16 protein-coding genes are annotated in these 17,821 nt (G+C 63.0%); 6 read left to right on the top strand and 10 right to left on the bottom strand.

The genetic code is table 11. The annotated features are described in order from the left end of the window. Nucleotides 1-23: 23 nt before the first annotated feature. The 5 genes from AC5RT8_RS10395 to AC5RT8_RS10375 all read right to left on the bottom strand — a co-directional run bounded on the left by AC5RT8_RS10395 (nt 24) and on the right by AC5RT8_RS10375 (nt 6,179). Complete coding sequence (locus AC5RT8_RS10395; protein WP_494095626.1) at nt 24-725, bottom strand: GntR family transcriptional regulator; 702 nt, start codon at nt 723-725, stop codon at nt 24-26. Then, nucleotides 722-2,194, bottom strand: coding sequence for a fumarylacetoacetate hydrolase family protein (locus AC5RT8_RS10390; protein ID WP_494095625.1), 1,473 nt, complete (start codon nt 2,192-2,194; stop codon nt 722-724). Before AC5RT8_RS10390 ends, AC5RT8_RS10395 begins: the two co-directional genes overlap by 4 nt. A gap of 269 nt (nt 2,195-2,463) precedes the next feature. Beyond that, nucleotides 2,464-4,455 (bottom strand): hypothetical protein, encoded by a 1,992-nt coding sequence (locus AC5RT8_RS10385; RefSeq protein ID WP_494095624.1) that lies wholly within the window; start codon nt 4,453-4,455, stop codon nt 2,464-2,466. A gap of 81 nt (nt 4,456-4,536) precedes the next feature. Then, nucleotides 4,537-5,142: a hypothetical protein gene (locus AC5RT8_RS10380; protein WP_494095623.1), complete on the bottom strand. Its 606-nt coding sequence runs from the start codon at nt 5,140-5,142 to the stop codon at nt 4,537-4,539. After that, nucleotides 5,139-6,179, bottom strand: coding sequence for a hypothetical protein (locus tag AC5RT8_RS10375; RefSeq protein ID WP_494095622.1), 1,041 nt, complete (start codon nt 6,177-6,179; stop codon nt 5,139-5,141). Before AC5RT8_RS10375 ends, AC5RT8_RS10380 begins: the two co-directional genes overlap by 4 nt. Before the next feature lie 560 nt (nt 6,180-6,739). On the opposite strand from AC5RT8_RS10375, the gene AC5RT8_RS10370 reads away from it, so the two are divergent. Next, nucleotides 6,740-7,819, top strand: a complete 1,080-nt coding sequence (locus tag AC5RT8_RS10370; protein WP_494095621.1) for an alkene reductase — start codon at nt 6,740-6,742, stop codon at nt 7,817-7,819. Between the two features lie 113 nt (nt 7,820-7,932). Here AC5RT8_RS10370 and AC5RT8_RS10365 read toward each other — a convergent pair whose 3' ends face one another. The 3 genes from AC5RT8_RS10365 to AC5RT8_RS10355 all read right to left on the bottom strand — a co-directional run bounded on the left by AC5RT8_RS10365 (nt 7,933) and on the right by AC5RT8_RS10355 (nt 10,858). After that, nucleotides 7,933-8,757, bottom strand: coding sequence for an Rv1352/Rv1906c domain-containing protein (locus AC5RT8_RS10365; protein ID WP_494095620.1), 825 nt, complete (start codon nt 8,755-8,757; stop codon nt 7,933-7,935). A 295-nt stretch (nt 8,758-9,052) separates the two neighbouring features. Next, entirely contained in the window at nt 9,053-10,327 is a 1,275-nt protein-coding gene (locus AC5RT8_RS10360; protein ID WP_494095619.1) for a hypothetical protein, read from the bottom strand. Between the two features lie 39 nt (nt 10,328-10,366). Beyond that, nucleotides 10,367-10,858 (bottom strand): hypothetical protein, encoded by a 492-nt coding sequence (locus AC5RT8_RS10355; RefSeq protein WP_494095618.1) that lies wholly within the window; start codon nt 10,856-10,858, stop codon nt 10,367-10,369. Nucleotides 10,859-11,762: 904 nt separating this feature from the next. Here AC5RT8_RS10355 and AC5RT8_RS10350 point away from each other — a divergent pair. The 4 genes from AC5RT8_RS10350 to AC5RT8_RS10335 all read left to right on the top strand — a co-directional run bounded on the left by AC5RT8_RS10350 (nt 11,763) and on the right by AC5RT8_RS10335 (nt 15,277). Further along, nucleotides 11,763-11,951, top strand: a complete 189-nt coding sequence (locus tag AC5RT8_RS10350; RefSeq protein ID WP_494095617.1) for a hypothetical protein — start codon at nt 11,763-11,765, stop codon at nt 11,949-11,951. 33 nt (nt 11,952-11,984) lie between these two features. Beyond that, nucleotides 11,985-12,560 (top strand): hypothetical protein, encoded by a 576-nt coding sequence (locus AC5RT8_RS10345; RefSeq protein WP_494095616.1) that lies wholly within the window; start codon nt 11,985-11,987, stop codon nt 12,558-12,560. Between the two features lie 30 nt (nt 12,561-12,590). After that, complete coding sequence (locus AC5RT8_RS10340; protein WP_494095615.1) at nt 12,591-14,279, top strand: excinuclease ABC subunit UvrA; 1,689 nt, start codon at nt 12,591-12,593, stop codon at nt 14,277-14,279. 305 nt (nt 14,280-14,584) lie between these two features. Next, complete coding sequence (locus tag AC5RT8_RS10335; RefSeq protein ID WP_494095614.1) at nt 14,585-15,277, top strand: hypothetical protein; 693 nt, start codon at nt 14,585-14,587, stop codon at nt 15,275-15,277. A 60-nt stretch (nt 15,278-15,337) separates the two neighbouring features. On the opposite strand, the gene AC5RT8_RS10330 is transcribed toward AC5RT8_RS10335, so the two are convergent. Beyond that, complete coding sequence (locus AC5RT8_RS10330) at nt 15,338-16,069, bottom strand: AAA family ATPase (protein ID WP_494095613.1); 732 nt, start codon at nt 16,067-16,069, stop codon at nt 15,338-15,340. A 181-nt stretch (nt 16,070-16,250) separates the two neighbouring features. Here AC5RT8_RS10330 and AC5RT8_RS10325 point away from each other — a divergent pair, with 181 nt between their 5' ends. Beyond that, entirely contained in the window at nt 16,251-16,553 is a 303-nt protein-coding gene (locus tag AC5RT8_RS10325; protein ID WP_494095612.1) for a hypothetical protein, read from the top strand. A 70-nt stretch (nt 16,554-16,623) separates the two neighbouring features. Here AC5RT8_RS10325 and AC5RT8_RS10320 read toward each other — a convergent pair whose 3' ends face one another. Then, complete coding sequence (locus AC5RT8_RS10320; protein WP_494095611.1) at nt 16,624-17,538, bottom strand: lantibiotic dehydratase C-terminal domain-containing protein; 915 nt, start codon at nt 17,536-17,538, stop codon at nt 16,624-16,626. Nucleotides 17,539-17,821: the final 283 nt, after the last annotated feature.

Raw genomic sequence — 17,821 nt, 5'->3', positions numbered from 1 at the left:
CGGGGAGTCTTTGGAGCGGATCGTTAGATCGGGGAGGGCGGCTGGTGGTTCTGGGCCAGGAAGGCGTTGAGCGTGTTGGTGCGGTGCGCGCGGGCGGCGTGCTCGACGTCGGGAGCCGGGGCGCCGTCGTCGATCAGGTCCAGCAGCGCGTCGTGTTCCGCTACCGAAGCGTGCGCGCGGTCCGGGACGTACCGGAAGACGGAGGAGCGCATGCGGCCCAGCCGGTTCCAGCCGCGGTGGACCAGGTCCAGGATGTGCGGATTGGGGCAGCGGGCGTAGAGAAGGGCGTGGAACTCGGTGTTCAGCTGCGTGAAGCGGACCGGGTCGAAGTTGTTCAGGACCTCGCGCATCTGGTTGTTGAGTTCCCGGGCTTTCGCCAGTTCCTCGGCGCTGATGCCGGGGGCGGCGAGGGCGGTGGCGGCACCTTCGATAATGCTGAGGGTCTGCATGGTGTGCAGGTACAGGTCCGGGTCAATGCCGGCCACCGTGGCGCCGACGTTGCGGACAAAGTGCACCAGCCCTTCAGCCTCCAGCCGACGGATCGCTTCCCGGACCGGGACCACGCTGCAGCCCAGCTCCGTGGCGATGCTGCTGAGCACCAGGCGGTAGCCGGGCGTCATTTCCCCACTGAGGATGCGGTCCTTCAGCTGCGAATAGGCCTGTTCCGATTTGGAGCCGGTGCCGGTGCTGGTGGCCTGCCCGTTGCTGTTAGCTTCTGCGCTCATGCCTGTTCCGCTGCCCAGGCCTCGTACTTTTCCTTCCAGGCGGCGTTCATCGGGTAGAGCCCGTCGACGCCGTGGCCGGCCTTCACCATTTCGGCGATGAACTCTTCCTGGTGTTCCTGCTTGATGCAGGCCTCCACCAGCTCCTCGGCGATGGCCGGCGGGATGACCAGGATGCCGTCGTCGTCGGCCACGATGATGTCGCCGGGCTGCACAGTGGCGCCGCCGCAGGCGATGGTGATGTCGGTGTCCCAGGGGACGTGCTTCCGGCCGAGGACGGCGGGGTGCGGGTTGGCGCAGTAGACGGGCAGGTCGATGCCGGCCACGGTGGAGTAGTCGCGGACGCCGCCGTCGGTGATGATGGCCGCGGCACCGTTGTGCTTGGCGCGCAGGGCGAGGATGTCACCCAGAGTGCCGGTGCCCTTTTCGCCGCGGGCTTCCATGACCAGGATTTCGCCCTCGCCCACGGAGTCGATGGCGCGTTTCTGTGCGTTGTAGCCGCCCCCGTGGGTCTTGAAGAGGTCCTCGCGGTTGGGGACGAAGCGCAGCGTGCGGGCGGTACCGACGACCTGGCGGCCGGGGCGGGTGCCGGTGAGGCCGTCAATGGAGACGTTGTTCAGGCCGCGGGCACGCATCTGCGAGCTGAGTGTGGCGGTAGCGACGGATTCCAGTCTGGCCCGAAGTTCCGGGGGAAGGGTCTTGGCTTGTTCCTGTGCCGGGGCGAGGCCGGCCTTTTCCGCGGAGCCCCAGGCTTCTTCGCGCTGCTTGTCGTCGATCTTCGGCTGGGCGCCGAAGGAGGCCAGCGGCGTCGTGCCGTCGGTGACGGTGGTCGCGAGGCGGCCGGTGGTTTTGCCGGTGCCGGGGACGTCGACTTCGACTTCGAGGCGGTCGCCTGGAACGGCCACAGAGGCGCCGGCGGGGGTGCCGGTGAGGATCAGGTCGCCCGGTTCCAGGGTGAGCAGCTGGGAGAGGTCGGCGACGAGTTGGGCGAACGGGAAGAGCAGGTCTGCGGTGGTGTCGTCCTGCGCAAGTTCGCCGTTTACCCAGGTGCGGACGCGGAGGGCGGCGGGGTCGACGTCGGCCGCGTTGAGGACGTGGGGGCCTACGGGGGTGAAGCCGTCGCCGCCCTTGGAGCGGAGGTTGGAGCCTTTGTCTGCCCAGCGCAGGTCGTACACGCCGAGATCGTTGCTGGCGGTCACTCCCCCGACGTGGCTCCACGCGTCTTCGATCGAAACGCGGCGGGCGGTCTTGCCGATGATGAGCGCGATTTCGCCTTCGAAGCCGAGCAGTTCACAGCCGGCCGGACGTTCCACGCTGCCGCCGGTCAGGGCCAGGGAGGAGCTGGGCTTGAGGAAGTAGGAGGGCTGTTCCGGGGTGCGTCCGCGTTCTGCTGCCCGTGAGGGGTAGTTGATGTGGACGGCGATAACCTTGCCGGCCTGCTTCAGCGTGTCCTTGGTGGCGTCGTTGCCCATGTCTCTCCTGGATGAAGTACGAAATCGTATATCATCGAGGGTGACATGTGGTGGGGGTCACGTCAAGGGCTATTCTGCTCAACCCCCATCACGCCAACAGCAGTCGACACGAACCTACAGTTGCTTCTTCAAATCGAAAGCGGTGCTTGCGCGCTTCCAATGCTTGTGCTTCAGCCTCGACCCCAACTCCTCCGCGCGCATGCCTGAGTCACCGTGGGCACTTCACACGTGTACTGGTAACTCGATACCCGGACTCGCCACAACACCTGTCAGCGGTTCTCGGCTTCCGAAGCGTGACCGTCTTCGTTCTCGATGAGACCGTAGGGTGGATCATCAGGGCTCTGCGAGTAGCGGACAACAATGTATTGGTCGGCCACAGAGGGTGGTTGGTTATCGACGAAAATTATTTGTGCACCGGGGTGCTTAGCGAGCCAGTTCACGACGTGGCGGTAGATGTTCTCCACGATGTTGCGGCTGCGAGCGGTGATGAGCAGGCTGATTTCAGCACCGCCTTCGTCCACGTCGGGATCCGGCGTAGTCGGGACGGCGACAGCTCCCGGGACGAGGTTCTTCTGGGGGCTGTCGACGATAACGAATCCAGGATGGCCCGAACCCTCCTCGAACGCCAACTCGTAGAGAGCGAGTTCCCAGGCGAGGGCGATGAGCGTCATGGCACCAGAAGAACCTACCTTGTCGTATCGACGCCCCCGAACGAACGGCACGAGGTACCGGTCAACATGGACGCGATTGACCTTCGGATAGCCGAAGTCTTTAAGGATGCTGAGTAGGCGTTCGCCGATGCGGGTGAGGGTGGTGTCGCGAGGCGTCGCATTCTTCAGGTATTGCGCCTTGCGCGCCCTCGCTTCCTTAAGGGTGGCCGACGTCTGCAGGAGTTCCACTTCCTTTTGCTGCAGCTGCAGCAGCATCTGCCGTGCGCTCAACATCGTCTTGAGCTCGACGCGAGTGTCACCGAGCGACTGCTGGATTTCGTCACGTTGCATCAAGAAGGGCGAGATAATTTCGCCGGAGACCCGGTCGAGCGCTGATTGCGCCTCTCGTACCGCTATGTCGGCGGCGCCCAGGTCCCTCCGAAGCTTGTCGCCCTCTGCTCGCACTTCTTGGGCGAACTCGAGGAGCTGATTCAAACGGCGCACGAGACTGCGTCGCTCCGAGCTGAGGTCTGGAACGCTCTGTCCATTTGTGACGTCCGTGGTCAGATGGGAGTGGCACAGTGAGCACTCGTTCCCGACGACCGCGGGTGGTGATTGGAGCTTGCTCTGGCATGCCGGGCATGTCACCACGGTGAGCGAGTCGAAGAGGTTCAGCGATTCAGCGACGAGATCGAGTCGTCGGATCTCGTCTGCATACTGAGCGCGGAGGGGTTCAAGCCGCCTTGAAAGGGTTTCCCGGTCTCGCAACTCAGTCTGGATGCGCTGTGCTTCCTTCTCGTTCCGGGCGTAGTTCGAACGCAGCTCGGCGGTGAAATCGCTGCGGGCGGAGATGTTGCCGTCGATGACCTGTTTCTGTGCATTGAGCTCGGCGACCCGGATTCTGAGCTGGTCAGACTCGGCGTCGATCTCCTCGACGGTGGTAAGCCCCGCATCGGTCAGGAACGTCCGAAGCGTCTGTACAGCTCGCGCGAGCTCTCGTTCCTCCGTGCCGAGTTCTTCTACGGCGCGGGACAGTGTCGACTGCTCGTTGTCCGAGACGCCGAACAGGATATTCACAACCTGGTTGAGCTTGATAGAACGGTGGGCTTGTTTTTCGTACGCGAGGTCGCCGTTGTCGAGCCTCCGATTCGTGAGAAACCAGAGCGGCTGCAGGTCTCTGAAGCTCAGTGCGCTAGTTTTCGAGTCTGCCTGAGACGGCGCCTGATCCAAGCGGAGTCCGCTCAGACCACACAACTGTAGGAGATAGTGGGACAGCGAGTCTGCGTCGGCGGGGTCAGAGTTAAAGGACCGAACTGGTGTGTCGGACGTCGCGTCGAAGCTACCGGTGTAAAGGTAGGCACTCGTTGTCTTCGCCCCTAGCGCTCTCTCGATGACGTAGTGTGCAGGCTTAGCGTCGCCCGGCCCCATGACGTCGATGGCAAGCTGAGCGGATCGTACGTTCGCCATCACCTCATCATGTTCGGGATGCTCTTTCGCACCAAGACACCAGTCGACGAACTCCAGCACGGTGGTCTTACCAGTGCTGATCTCGCCTGCGATAATCGACAGCGGCCGGACTTGCTCCCCATCGTGTGGATCGCTGAAGTCCACTTGGTACGAATGCTTTGGACCGACCAAGCGGAGGGCTCGTATATTAAAGGCGGGCAGGTTCGTCATGGTTGTCGTCGTTTCCTAGAAGAGCATGGTGCGCGATGCGAGCCCGGAGGCTTCTGCCTCGAACTCCTCGATTTTCGGGCTGTCGATGAGGTCAAAGAGCACAGGGTCAACCCGAAGCCATGTTTCGAGGTGCTCGCGCATCTTTGGTGAAGACAGCTTCATCACAAGAGGAGCAACGGTTGCAACACTGAGCCGGTATGCGTCGGCGTACACAGAGCAAAGACTCTCCGCTGATCGCTGCCCCAATTCGGTAACAGTGAACACCCTCCGCCCCTCGTGTACGGTGAGCCGCACAAGCCCGAAAGCGACCAGTTGGGCGATGTCCGAGATTACGCGTTCCCGCCGAGAAACAAAGCGCTGGCTCGGCGAGGCATAGGTGATGGAGTGGCGTCCGAGTCCTTGCAGCCTTAGCTGGTTTGAGGCAGGGGAATCCGTGTCCAGCACGAGGAACGGGTTTGCCGCTAGGAACTCAATCACCGAAAGCCGCTCTAGGTCCAGCTTGCTCTCCTGGGCTTGTGCGCCTACCAGAACGAGAAGGATCTGGGACATCCGAAAAGCCGGTACGGACTCCGCGCGCAACGTCGATTCTGCGTTGTCATCGGGGTCAAGCTGGGGGCTCACGGTTCCTCCTCCGTCCCTTCCTCGTTGTTTGGGCTGGAAGCGCTGTCCGGGACCCCTGCGAGGTGGACCTTAGCGACTTCACGCCAGTCCCGCACCCATCCCGCGCGGCCGTTGTCCACGGCTTGGTGGAGTAGGCCAACGCCGTGAAGGACGTGCGCTCGGAGGCTCGCGGCCTCCTGCCCGTGACTTGTCTCGATTCCTCCGATTACCTCGCCATACAGTTGTGGTAAGCGTCGGTCCGTCGACATCTGACATGCCGTGTTGAAGGCTGTCGACCAGGTCGATGAAACCCGTACACGCCATGTGGATAGCGCCGAGACTTCGGGCTGGATACCCTTGTCCGTGACCTCACGTTCCAATATCTCGGCATTGAAGAATGCCTCTCGGGCAGCGAAAGTCTCTGGTAATCCGGCTTCATCCATCTGACGCACGAAAAGAGCGCCGTCATACTTGGTGTTGTCGACAAGTTCCTCCAGTCCCCGAGGCTCTTCGGTGTCAGCGGTTGGCGGCGGCAACGAAAAAATCGGCGAGAAGTAGTGGTTCCGAACGTCCGCCGCCGCGGCTGGCAGGAGTCGCCGACGCAGCCGCCCCGCGGTCTCGAGTTCCACAGTGAGGGCGTCGGCCTTAGACATCCGCTTTTTCCACCCTTCCCACCAGGTGAGCATCGGACCATCCAGTTCACAGGGGATACAGAGCGTCCAGGACGCAATCTTATAGCCGTTCAGTCGGGCAGCCTTCTGCGCAGAATTGTACGAGTCTCGAACATCACCCTGCTGTGTCTTAGCGAAGCCGTCGATGAAGTACTTCGACTGCCAGATATGGACTTCCCCTTCTTTTCCGAGATCGCCGACGTAGGCGTCGATGCCCCAATCGCCCGGGTTCGCTTGAACCTCCTGAACGTCGGGATGAACGATACTGACAATGTCTGCAATAAGTCGTTCGAATGCGTCGCGAGCACCTGCGGGCCCAGCGAATCGCGTTTCAAGAAACCGGAAGTCGATGTCACCCGAGCCCACCACAGCAATTTGATCTGACAACCGGCCCCCAAGCCCTATTCCGTAGCATCAACATATCCATAACCTATGCGACCGCTTATTGCGCGGTGACGCCTTAGCCTACCTTCTCATCGCCACCGAGCTTACAGAGCAAGTGGCGCGTGTTAGTGGCGTGCCGCGGAGGGTAATTGGTTCCCGTCGAACGAGTGGAGACTTCGGCCGAGACTATCTATCGGCTCGATGCGGGGCTCTTATGATGACCTCAGAAAAGCCGCCTGTGAGGCCTGTGAGCCCTGGCTCCCCATACAACGCCTGATCAAGGCGGCCCTGCCGGCAGCGCGGCGTGGGCGGGGTCGCTGCCCTGTGAGTGATCATTCTCGCGGGCGCCTGAAGCCGCCGGAACTTATCCATTTAAGCCATTGATTACGGGGATTATTCTGACTAAACGCTTCGGTCGGTCACAGTGATCATTCATCTGGCCACCCGATGTGAGTTCCAACGCTTACGGAATAACTACTCTTCTCCTCACGGTTGGGTTCTGTAGACGAATTCCCGCCTAGGATGCCTCCGCCCGGAGCACACGCAGCAGAAGGAACCCCCACTTGAAACTCTTTACCTCCCTCACCGTCGGCACCATGGAACTGCCCAACCGCCTCGTCATGGCACCGATGTCCCGGGTGCGCGCGGACCGCAGCGGCGTGCCCACCGACATCATGGTCGAGCACTACCGCCAGCGAGCCTCCATGGGCCTGATCATCAGTGACGGCATCTACCCCTCCTTCACCGGCCAGGGCAACGCCCTGATGCCCGGCCTGGTCACCGAGGAGCACGTCGTCGGCTGGAAGCGCGTCACCGATGCCGTGCACGAGGCCGGCGGCCGGATCGTCGCCCAGCTGATGCACTCCGGACGCGTCGCGCACGAGAACATCAACGGCGGGCGCCAGCCGCAGGCCCCCAGCGCGATCGCCGTCGAAGGCATGGCCCACACCTACGACGGCAAGCAGCCCTTCCCGGTGCCGCATGCCCTCACCGAAGCCGAACTCCCCGGCGTCGTGCAGGACTTCGTCTCCGCCGCGCGGAACGCGATGAAGGCAGGGTTCGACGGCGTCGAGCTGCACGGCGCCAACGGCTACCTGCTGCAGGAATTCCTCTCCCCCGTCTCCAACACCCGCACCGACAACTACGGCGGCTCCCCGGAGAACCGGGCCCGCCTGGTCATCGAGGCCTTCCGTGCCGTGGCCGAGGCCGTCGGCGCCGAGCACACCGGCATCCGCATCTCCCCGGAGCACAACATCCAGGGCGTGCTGGAAACCGACCGCGCCGACGTCACCGCCACCTACACCGCTCTGGTGGACGGCATCGCCGATCTGAAGCCGGCCTACCTGAGCATCCTGCACGCGGACCCGGCCGACGAAATGGTCCAGGACCTGCGCCACCGCTTCGGCGGCCCCGTGCTGATGAACACCGGCTTCGGCACCGTCACCAGCCGCGAGGACGCGATCATGCTGCTCGAAGAGGACCTGGCCGAGGCCGTCGTCGTCGGCCGCCCGGTCATCGCCAACCCGGATCTGGCCCGCCGCTGGCAGGAGGACCACCCGCTGAACGAGATCGATCAGGCCAACGTCTACACCGCCGGTGCCGCCGGTTACACGGACTACCCGATGCTGGCTCCGGTTTCCTAAGCGAAAACAAACGACGACGGCAGGCCTTCCGCTTTATGCGGGAGGCCTGCAGCCGTTTAGGTGCCTTCTGCTAACCGTTCTAGCCCTTCAGTCCGCGGCTCCAGCTGCGAGGGCTACGGAGAAATCTGTCGGAAGGCGCAGCCCTGAACGGTGAATCCGCCTGGCCCTGGCGGCAATTCGAGTGTGAACTGCGGGGCGGTGCTGACGAAATTGTTCGCTATAACGTTGCCCTGTGCATCCGAAATTTCCCAGTAGCAATCGCTCACCTTTTCCCCAACGGTCTGCCATATTCCGGGCTGCACATCAACACCGAGTAGGTAATTGCCCCCGCCGACTTGGCGGCCTTCAGCGACGGCCTTCCTCGACTCGGTTTCCTCGGCTTGCGTCTTCGCATACAACTCCACGCCTGCAAGCGCGGTCGCTTTCATGTCCGCCGCCATCGGATGGTTAGGGCAGAGCAGCGTTGCGCCCAGGAGTTCCTGGGATGTCGAACCACTCCACCCTGTGCTGAACTCGGTCATCCCGCAACTTCCGTACAACTGATCTAGGTTTTCCACCTTGTAGTCCTCGCCGTAGGCAGATATCAACGCCTGGACTTCCACTTCGTTGGGCTCGCCGAGGCTCTGCGACGCACTGCACTTACCTCCACCGCCCGGGAGCGCCCAGAGCTCTTCCAAAGAGGTGAAAGTCTCATAGGTGAAGTAATCCTTCTGACTCTGGCAGGAGTATGTAATTTGGATGTCCTTCGGAGTTGGTGACGATTTAGGGTTAGGGGTGGACTTCATCGGGACGTGCGTCGGTGCTGCTGAAGCTGTCGGCTTTGATGCGGACGGAGCAGAGGCTGACAGCCTTTCACCGTCGTAGAGCGGCATAAGCGCCAAGACAGCGACGATCAGAACGGTGACTATGGCACCGATGTAAAAGTAAGGTTTGTTCATTTGTTCCTAGTGGCGGTTCGGAGACGCATACCTGGATTTTGAATGGACTGCGGGAGAATTAAGGGCGATGGCGGAGGGACAGACGGTGCGCAGGGCCGGGGCGGACGCTAGCGGTGTGACTGGCGCTCCGAGCGTCAGCCATCCAGACGATGCTCATCCGTACGGCACGAACAAAATCTTTCGCTCGAAGTGGATCCCTTTGATGCCGTTGTCGTCCGCCGCCCTCATCATGGCCAAACCGGATCTGGTCAGCCGCTGACAGCAATACCTGCCGCTTCGATGTGCAGGCAGACCTCTACTCGGCGTCACGCCGCCAGCGAGAAGATCGCTCAGCGAGGCGGGAGGCTACCCTTCCCGATACCGATTTGGCCTTGTCCTTGGTCTCAGCTCCTAGACGTTTGGCGGCGTCAACACCGTCTGCGCCAAGCCGCTTGGCCGCATCCACACTGTCGGTGCCGACCTCAGCGACTCGGTCTTTGACGTCCCCCGCTGCATCAAGCCACTGTCTGGCCTCCAATGCCTCGCGTTCACTGTCGATGCCGAGCACACCCTGGAAGTTAGCAATACCGGTTGCAGCCCCGTTGCTGGATTTCACCACGGCCCGGGATGAGGAAGGGTTTAGCAGGACCTTCGAATTGGCGGTACCCGCAGCGGCGTCCAGCCGGGCCATCAGCCGACCGGTGCTCCGCGCTATCAGTTCTGTCCGGTTTTTACGGGCGCTCTTCAAACCGAGACGGTGCTGGTCCAGGTCCTCCGGAGCCGCTTCAAGCACACGGTCCAGCTCAAGTACGTTGAGGGCATCTTGGAGCTGGAAGCAGCGGGCAAGCACCGCAAGCCATTCACGCACCTTCTCTTCAGCTTCCTTGGTGGCCTTTGCAAGGTCTCCAACGGCTTTTTTGCCTTCCAGCTTTTCCGCCAAACCTTCCAACTGGCGCAGGGCGTAGGCCTGCGTTCGTCCGATCGTGCCGGAAGTTGCCTGCACCTTCGACCAGGTAACCTCGGACACCCTCCCGACTTCTCCGCGGACTATCAGTGCCTCCTCGATGACGAAGTCCACCCCCAGCATGTCCGCAAGCACTGCGTCCTTCTGAGCCCGGAGAATGTCGTCTACCTTCTCGTCGATAGCGGCGAGATAATCGGTAATTTCGTCCATGGTCTGCTGCATGGCAGCTTGGGCCATGATTCCTGCTGCGCCTGCCAGAAGTGCCGGATTGGCCAACTTGGACGCAGGACCGCTAGTGAACTGGACGATAGCTTTGATGCCGCCGCTCTGCCCCTTTGCCTGCACAACACCCATGCTGAGTCCAGTCTTGGAGTTTTTCATCAAACCGTACTTTTTAATTGCCTGGGCAGATTCCTCAGTCAGCTTTACCCAGCGGCCGGAGTTGGTAGCGAGTTGCGAACCGGCGTCCATGATTCCGGCAGCCGTGCCCAGCTTGGTGCCGAGGCGGCGCATCCCAAGGTCCTTCGACTCAAGCCCTTCCGAGGATAGGAAACGGTCGACGGCGCCGGGATCACCGATAACCGCAAGACCATCGCCGTCATTGATCAACTGGATCTCGTCATCCACCGTCTGCTCCGATCGAAAGAAAAGTAGTGCATCGCTGGATCATTCTTCCCTAAACAGGGAATAGGTATCGGTCAAGGCAGCAGGCGCGCCCCGGGAATCCTGCACCTCTTGATCCGCTTCCTTTTTCGCACCGGCAAGCATAGTGAATCCCAACGTGAAGCCGATCGCCGTAATCAGAGTCATCACCAGCCCACCGAGCACTCCGAAGAACGAATGATCTCCGGATCCCCAGAAGCCGAAAATCAGCCACATAAGAATAATCAGGAAGAACAGGAGCAACGAGATGCCGCACCCAGTAGTGCTTCCGCTACCCGCATCCTCGCCGGTTTCCATTTCTTTTCTTTCCGGGACGTTGGCTGCACTCTTCCGAGGCGACGTCGGAACGGGATCCTTGCGCAGCGTCAACGGTGACAAATCAGAATTCTTCCGTGACGGCACCGCCGGAGATTGCGACCGAGAACCTTTGCGGGCAGGTGTTGGAACAGGAGTCGGTTCTGTAATAGAGGTCGATCGCAACTGAACAATCGACATGTGTGCGACCTTGAAGTAGGTAATTGACACAGCGTCCACGAAAACAAGCTGCCCGAGTGGGGGAACGGCCACGCCACTCACCTCAAGCAATCGAACAGCACCTTCTTCCGGGACCGGTCGTAGACGGAGGAGCGTTCTATTCGTCCCTACCTCGGAGCCTTGCACCGTGAAGGCTTGATACGCAGGGCTGTAGCCGAGAGGGTCGCGGTCATCCTGATGCTGCCGTCTGCGTCGGGAAGCCTTGCCTCCACTGGGCGAAGGCTCCCGCAGCGCGGGTTCCACCGACTCGCCGCGCAGCTCAGCTGTCGCACGGGTGAAGAACGGGATATCGGTACATGGATGTTTGGGCCAGGGCGCGCCAATCTCGTCGAAATATACCCGGCTGCCGGCCTCGTTCTTATAGAAATACACGGCTGCCCCACATACCGGGCATCTTGCGTTCGGCTCAGCCCAGCGAGTGGACTTGGGCCGAGAAATTTTTGGAACAGATGGACCGGCTGAATTACTAATACGAATTGTCGCCCGTGGAGAAGGAGTATATAAGTTTGCAGAGCCTTCGGACCGCGTAACTTCATGGGGTTGAACCCAAACTTGTTGACCGTTGGGGCCCTGGCGGTAATGACCCCGACGATTAAATGTTGACATAAAGAATAGTTTCCCATGCTGGCACTCATAGGCTGCCGGCGTCGAACTACCTACCGCCACGGCCAACCGGACCGGACCACCGCTGGCAGGAGGACCTGCCCGTCCTTCGGTACCAAGAGGCCCACCCGCAAAGCCAAATCCCTGCGCTTCCTGAGGCATGAAAAGAACGTACCCATCGAGCACCACCGAGGCGCGCAGTAGCTCGGAGCCATAGTGCTTGCCGAATAAGCAGAATCAGTCGGCTCCCCGCGGAGGACCCATGGCCGAGACAAACGCCGCCGCCCCGCCGTCGTCGGCCGTTCAGATCCGCGGTGCCCGGGTGCATGACCTCAAGAACGTGGACGTCGACGTTCCGCTGGACCGGCTGGTCGCCGTCGCCTGTGTCTCCGGGTCGGGGAAATTCTCGCTGGCCATGGGCGTGCTGTACGCCGAAGGCTCCCGCCGGTAGATCGAGGCGCTGTCCACCTACACCCGCCGGCGGATGTCGCACGCCGCCCGAGCGTCCGTGGATTCCGTGCGGCACGTCCCTGCGGCGTTGGCCCTGCACCAGCGGCCCGGCGTGCCCGGCGTGCGCTCCACCTTCGGCACCTCCACGGAACTGCTGAACGTGCTGCGCGTGATGTTCTCCCGGCTCGACTCCCATCTATGTCCCAACGGGCACCGGCTGGACCCCACCATCGACGTCGCTGCGGACAAGGAACTGATCTGCCCGGTCTGCGGGGCGGTGTTCCGCCCGCCCGGCGCGGAGTCGCTGGCCTTCAATTCCGACGGCGCGTGCCCGGTGTGCGAGGTCACCGGCACGGTCCGCGAGACTGACGACGCCGCACTGGTCCCGGATCCGTCCAAGACCATCGACGACGGCGCGGTGGCCCCGTGGAACATGTTCGGCCTGACCGTGATGCCGCAGGTCGTGGCGGACTTCGGGGTGCGCACCGACGTCCCCTACGCCGATTTGACCGAGTACGAACGGCAGATTGTGATGGACGGACCTGAGGAGAAACGGCACCTCAGTATCCCGTCCAAAAACGGCAAGCCGTTCGAGCTGAACTGGACCTAGCGCAACGCCCGTCGAGCCGTCCAGGAAGCGATGAACAACGCCACCAGCGAGCAGGGCCTGGTCCGTATCAACCGCTTCGTCACGGCCCACACCTGCCCCGCCTGCCACGGCACCCGGCTCTCCCCCGCTGCCCTCGGCACCCAGGTGGCCGGCCTCAACCTCGCGGAGGCCACCGCCAAGACCCTGGGTGAAGCACTTGCCTGGGTGCCGGAGATCCCCGGGAGCCTGCCGGCGGACATGCATTCGATGACGCGGATGATCATTTCCCCGTTCTCCGAGATGGCGCGGCGGCTAGTCCAGCTCGGCCTGGGCTACCTCAGCCTGGACCGCGCCGGTGCCACTCTGTCCACGGGCGAGCGCCAGCGGGTCCAGCTCGCCCGTGCGGTACGCAATGAAACCACCGGAGTCCTCTATGTCCTGGACGAGCCGTCCATCGGCCTGCATCCGGTGAACGTGGAAGGACTCATCGGCGTCATGCGCGACCTGCTCGACGGCGGCAACTCGGTAGTGCTGGTGGATCACGACGTGCAGGTGCTGCGCGAAGCGGACTGGCTGATCGAACTGGGTCCCGGCTCCGGCGCCGAGGGCGGGGAACTCATCGCGCAGGGCACCCTGCGCGACATCGAGGCCGACCCGGCGTCGCTGATCGGTCCGTTCCTCCGCGGCGGAACCGGTGCGGTGGTGCGCGAGCGCGCCGCCGCCGCGGACATGTACAGCCAGGGAACCCTCCGGCTCGCCACATCCCCGCTGCACACCGTCTCCGCCCTCGACGTCGCCGTCCCCAGGAACCGCCTCACGGCGGTCACCGGGGTCTCCGGTTCCGGGAAAACCACCCTGGTCCTGGACAGCCTGGTTCCGGCCCTCGCCGCCGCGGAACATGCCGCGGCACTGCCGGAGCATGTCCGCTCCATTGATCCGGCCGGCATCACCCGGGTGGACGTGGTGGATGCAACCCCGATCGGAGTGAACATCCGCTCCACCGTGGCCACCTACTCGGGGATCCTGGATGACCTGCGCCGCGCGTACGCCGCCACCGGTACCGCGCGGGAACGCGGGCTGAAGGCCGGGGACTTCTCCTACAACACCGGGTCCCTGCGCTGCCCGCGCTGTGAGGGCACCGGCCAGGTGGTCCTGGACGTCCAGTTCCTGCCCGACGTCGACATCCCCTGCCCCGACTGCAACGGTTCGCGCTACACCCCCGCCGCTGATGCAGTCCTGCTGGAGACCGGACGCGGAGAACTCTCGCTGCCTGCCCTGCTCGCACTCACGGTCCGGGAGGCACGGACGGCACTGGAGACGCGGCCGAAGATCCGGCGGAAACTGCAGATCCTCATCGACCTGGGCTTGGGCTACCTGACCCTGGGCGAGGACACCCCGGCCCTGTCCGGCGGGGAGGCGCAGCGGCTGAAACTCGCCGGTGAACTGGGGAAGGACCAGTCCGGCACGCTGTTTGTCCTGGACGAACCGTCCGTGGGCCTGCATCCGCTGGACACCCGGGTCCTGATCGGAGTGCTGGACCGGCTGCTGGCTAAGGGCGCAACGATTGTGGTGATCGAACACGACCTGGACCTGATCGCCAACGCGGATAACGTGATTGATTTGGGTCCCGGCGGCGGAGTGGCCGGCGGCCGGATTGTCACCGCGGGTACACCGGAGGAGGTCGCGGCGGATCCTGCCAGCTCCACCGGCCGCTACCTGCAGGCGCACCTGCGGGAATGATGATGCTGAGCGCGCCGTGTTGACGGCCGGAGGGCGATTCTGCGGGAACGGAACCCCGTTAAGGCGTGAATGCACCCGCTTTCTCCATCTTCGTTGGCTCCTCCGCTGCGCTCCGGCCTGACTATTGGTTCCAGTCCTAGGGACGGTTGAATGTCCGCCGATGAACAGGGCACGAGTGTGTGCTTCTTGCCAGGCTACTGCGACAAACCCCTGGCTGTCCGCATCCCTTGTTCGCTGCCCTCTAAACTCTGATAAGCCACAAATGCAACTTCAGCAACACGTCAGCCAAGGAGAGCACTGCCCGTATGACCACCGAACTCGCCCAACGGCCGTCAGACGGCCCGTGTGCGGGCACATCACACACAGAATCACCCATGCGTCTGTTCGACCGTGGCGACGGCACTTTCCTCAAGCCGTCACCCGCCGCTACCGCAGAGCATTGCATCGACTTCTGGTCGCGCATTCCAGTCCCGGACGAGGTGATCGACCAGGTGCACGCGGATTATGCAGTGTTCCGTAATAAGGAGATCACGGCCCGGTTGGACGAAGAGATGACCGCGTGGGCGAGACAGTGGAAGAGCGACAACATTCCGCCAAAGCGTGAAGGCCGCCAGCTCGATCAATACCAAGCGCGGTATGTGGAGGAGTTCAATGCTTACCAGGAATCGATCAAGCTAGGGATTTTCAGCGAATACCCGAATAACCTGGGATCATACGATGCTCGCCAGCTCATCCGGGCCGCCCAGATGCTGAGGCATCGTCCGCACTCTGTGAAGTTTCCTGAAGAGTCGGCAAAGGTGCTGGATCACCCGGTTGAGCTCTTCGACGAGATCCTCACGGTGCGGCAGATAGAACACAAGTACCGCCTGACCAAGGTGGGTGCTGCGATGGAGTCGATCTATCCGAAGAAGGCAGATCCCGTCGCAGTTGAGGCTCTGGAGACATCAGCCCTCATTAACGAGAACCTGGTCCACCTGCGCAACGCTACGGACTATTGAGTTAGCTCCGGTAGGTCCGCACTGTCTCGGAGGGCTGCCGCCTGCGGCCGGTTTTATACGTCAGGGCGCGAGGATATGCCGCAGATAACGGCCGGGCTCGTTCAGGTAGGATCTCCAGTTCGTCACCAGGTCCAGGTCATCCCACTCGCGGCGGGCTATCCCGTGGGCGCCTGTCTCATAGATGGTGGCCCCGGGAAGCGAGGCCAGCACGGGGGAATGCGTGGCACACAGAATCTGCGATCCGCTCGCCGCGAGATCGCTCAGCACGCCGATCAGGGCAAGGGTGGCGCTGAAGGACAATGCGGCTTCGGGCTCGTCCAGGCAGTAAAACCCGCGGGTGTTGAGGTAGGTATCCGTAAGGGCCATAAAGGACTCTCCGTGGCTCATGGCATGGAAGTTCCCGCCGCCGGCCTGGTCCTGGAAGGTGTAGTACCCGTGCATCGTTTCCGCCCGCAGGAAGAAGCCCCATTTCGGGGCGCCCGGCTGCCGGACCAGGCTGATCCAGCCGCTCAGCGGCGATTCCGTCTGGTGCGTGCTGTGGGCCGAATGCACCGTGCCGCCCTCCGGGCCCAAGCCGTAGGCTGCCGCGACTGCCTCCACCAGCGTGGATTTGCCGCTGCCGTTCTCCCCCACCAAAAAGGTCACTCCGGGTGGAAGCTCCAATCCGGATTCCAGGACCGCAGCCACGGCCGGAACCGTGACGGGCCAGCCGGACGACGGAACATCGGCGTCCGGTCTGCGACGGATTTCGCGGATCAACCGTGGATCGTTAAGACCTCGGGAGGATGGCATTTGCCTATTCTGGCAGGCTGCGGAATCGGTGCCGAATCCGCTGGACACGCAGCGTGTCGCGGAGGCCGGGGTGTGTGCACACTGTACTGATAGCCCCTCGGGGCATTCAGCGTACGGTTTCCGAACAACACTCCCCGGCAGGGTTCGGGCAGGACCGGACCGCCGCTGCTAGATTCGGGCCATGGTTGGAGAGAACGCACAAACAGCCGCCGTCCGCGGCCAACTGGAGGAGGTGAACCGCCGCCTCCGCGCCCACCCGCTGAACTCCGAGGAATTCACCCGCGCCCGTGCGCTGATGAAAGACTCGTCCGTCGAGGACCGCTCGGCAGTTCAAGCAGCCCTGCGTGAACAGGGACTGCCGGGGGTCGGCACCCAGATGAGGATGATGCTGTTCGGCCTGTCCTCGCTGGCGCGGCTGAACCGCAAACGCCTGCATCTGGAAAACCTGCTCAGCCAGCGGGAGGCCGGCGGGCAGGGCCGCTGAACCTCCCTGCGGCTGCTCCCGTCGCCGGCGCCCCCGCGCCCCGTCGCCGGCATCCTCGCGCCCGGGGTCGTCACCTCCCGCCGCGCCGAGCCGGCTGGCCCTCCTCACCGGAATACTGCGCCTCAATCTCCGTGCTCCAGGCACGCGCGTAGAGGCCGATGGCCCCCTCCTCCCGGAGTGAAAAGCCCACTCGGTTGAGCGCCAGGTGGCCGGCCCCCATGGCCAGTTGCTGCGCACTGCGGCTGATGCGTTGCTTGTCCGCCCGGTACAGATACGTATCGACGGCACGCGCCCAGCGCTTTCGCCAGATGTCCACGGTCGGTTCCGAGGCCAGGGCGGCCATCACCCGATGTGCAGGCATGACCCGGGGCGCCATCCGGGCCAGCTGTTCCCGGCGTGCATGCTCGGACTGCGACCCGAAAGAGCCCGTACAGACATGCAGGTGCGCGTTCCAGTAGTAGTCCCAGCTGATGGTCCTGCGGTCCGGCCAGACACTGGACCGGGGTCCCCGCATCATGGCGTGGCCGGTATCGAAGAGAAGCAGGGCGGCCAGCATGGAGCGCATGCTGGTGCCGGGGAAGCGGTCGACGGCCCAAAGAGCCAGCTCCGACGTCAGCTCGGAAATCTCAGCCGCCAGTTTCAAGCCGGGCGGCCCGCCGAACCGTGCAAACGTCGCTTCCATCAGCTCAGGGAGCGGTTCGCCGGGGCGCGGCGGATATACGATGTCCGGCGACCGGGAGATCTTCACGGCACCGAGCCTGGCAGCGCTTTCATGCGCCAGCGCGTGCGCAAGCGTCCAGACCTGGTCAATGACATCTTCGGTGGCACGCAGATGCAGGTGGATGACTGGGCGGGCCGATTCCAGGCTGCGGGAAAACCCAAACCGCGAGCCATCCGATCCCCGCATCCGGGAGCACAGCGGAGCAACCATATGGCGGACGATGTCATCGCCCACGTCCTTGCGCTCCGGCTCGATATTCAGCATTGACCACAGGATGGTTGGATCGACTTGCCGCTGCCCAGGGCGGGCGGCCGATCCGCGAGACAAAGTTGTCGATGGCTTTGCGTCGTTCATTCATCCCCCAAGAAAGATGGTCACCGGTCCCCTATATTCCGTACAGCAGAAAAGGGAAGGTGTGCACCATCTTTCGGAATACACACCCCACTTTCACAAAGTACTCGTTCCCTGCGTGCGCATTGCGGCTAAGGAACGTGGAAGCTGCGGCGCAGGACACGGACCGCAGCCAACGGCGCGCCAACCGAAGGGA

This window comes from Arthrobacter sp. Ms25, assembly GCF_059090365.1.
Note: the sequence above shows the minus strand (reverse complement) of the source record. Positions and strands in the feature narration are given on the sequence as shown.

Bases quoted from the DNA above. Each gene is read 5' to 3' on its own strand.
- AC5RT8_RS10395 (WP_494095626.1), bottom strand. From the start codon at position 725: ATGAGCGCAGAAGCTAACAGCAACGGGCAGGCCACCAGCACCGGCACC.
- AC5RT8_RS10390 (WP_494095625.1), bottom strand. From the start codon at position 2,194: ATGGGCAACGACGCCACCAAGGACACGCTGAAGCAGGCCGGCAAGGTT.
- AC5RT8_RS10365 (WP_494095620.1), bottom strand. From the start codon at position 8,757: ATGAACAAACCTTACTTTTACATCGGTGCCATAGTCACCGTTCTGATC.
- AC5RT8_RS10355 (WP_494095618.1), bottom strand. From the start codon at position 10,858: ATGTCGATTGTTCAGTTGCGATCGACCTCTATTACAGAACCGACTCCT.
- AC5RT8_RS10350 (WP_494095617.1), top strand. From the start codon at position 11,763: ATGGCCGAGACAAACGCCGCCGCCCCGCCGTCGTCGGCCGTTCAGATC.
- AC5RT8_RS10345 (WP_494095616.1), top strand. From the start codon at position 11,985: ATGTCGCACGCCGCCCGAGCGTCCGTGGATTCCGTGCGGCACGTCCCT.
- AC5RT8_RS10340 (WP_494095615.1), top strand. From the start codon at position 12,591: ATGAACAACGCCACCAGCGAGCAGGGCCTGGTCCGTATCAACCGCTTC.
- AC5RT8_RS10335 (WP_494095614.1), top strand. From the start codon at position 14,585: ATGACCACCGAACTCGCCCAACGGCCGTCAGACGGCCCGTGTGCGGGC.
- AC5RT8_RS10330 (WP_494095613.1), bottom strand. From the start codon at position 16,069: ATGCCATCCTCCCGAGGTCTTAACGATCCACGGTTGATCCGCGAAATC.
- AC5RT8_RS10325 (WP_494095612.1), top strand. From the start codon at position 16,251: ATGGTTGGAGAGAACGCACAAACAGCCGCCGTCCGCGGCCAACTGGAG.
- AC5RT8_RS10320 (WP_494095611.1), bottom strand. From the start codon at position 17,538: ATGCTGAATATCGAGCCGGAGCGCAAGGACGTGGGCGATGACATCGTC.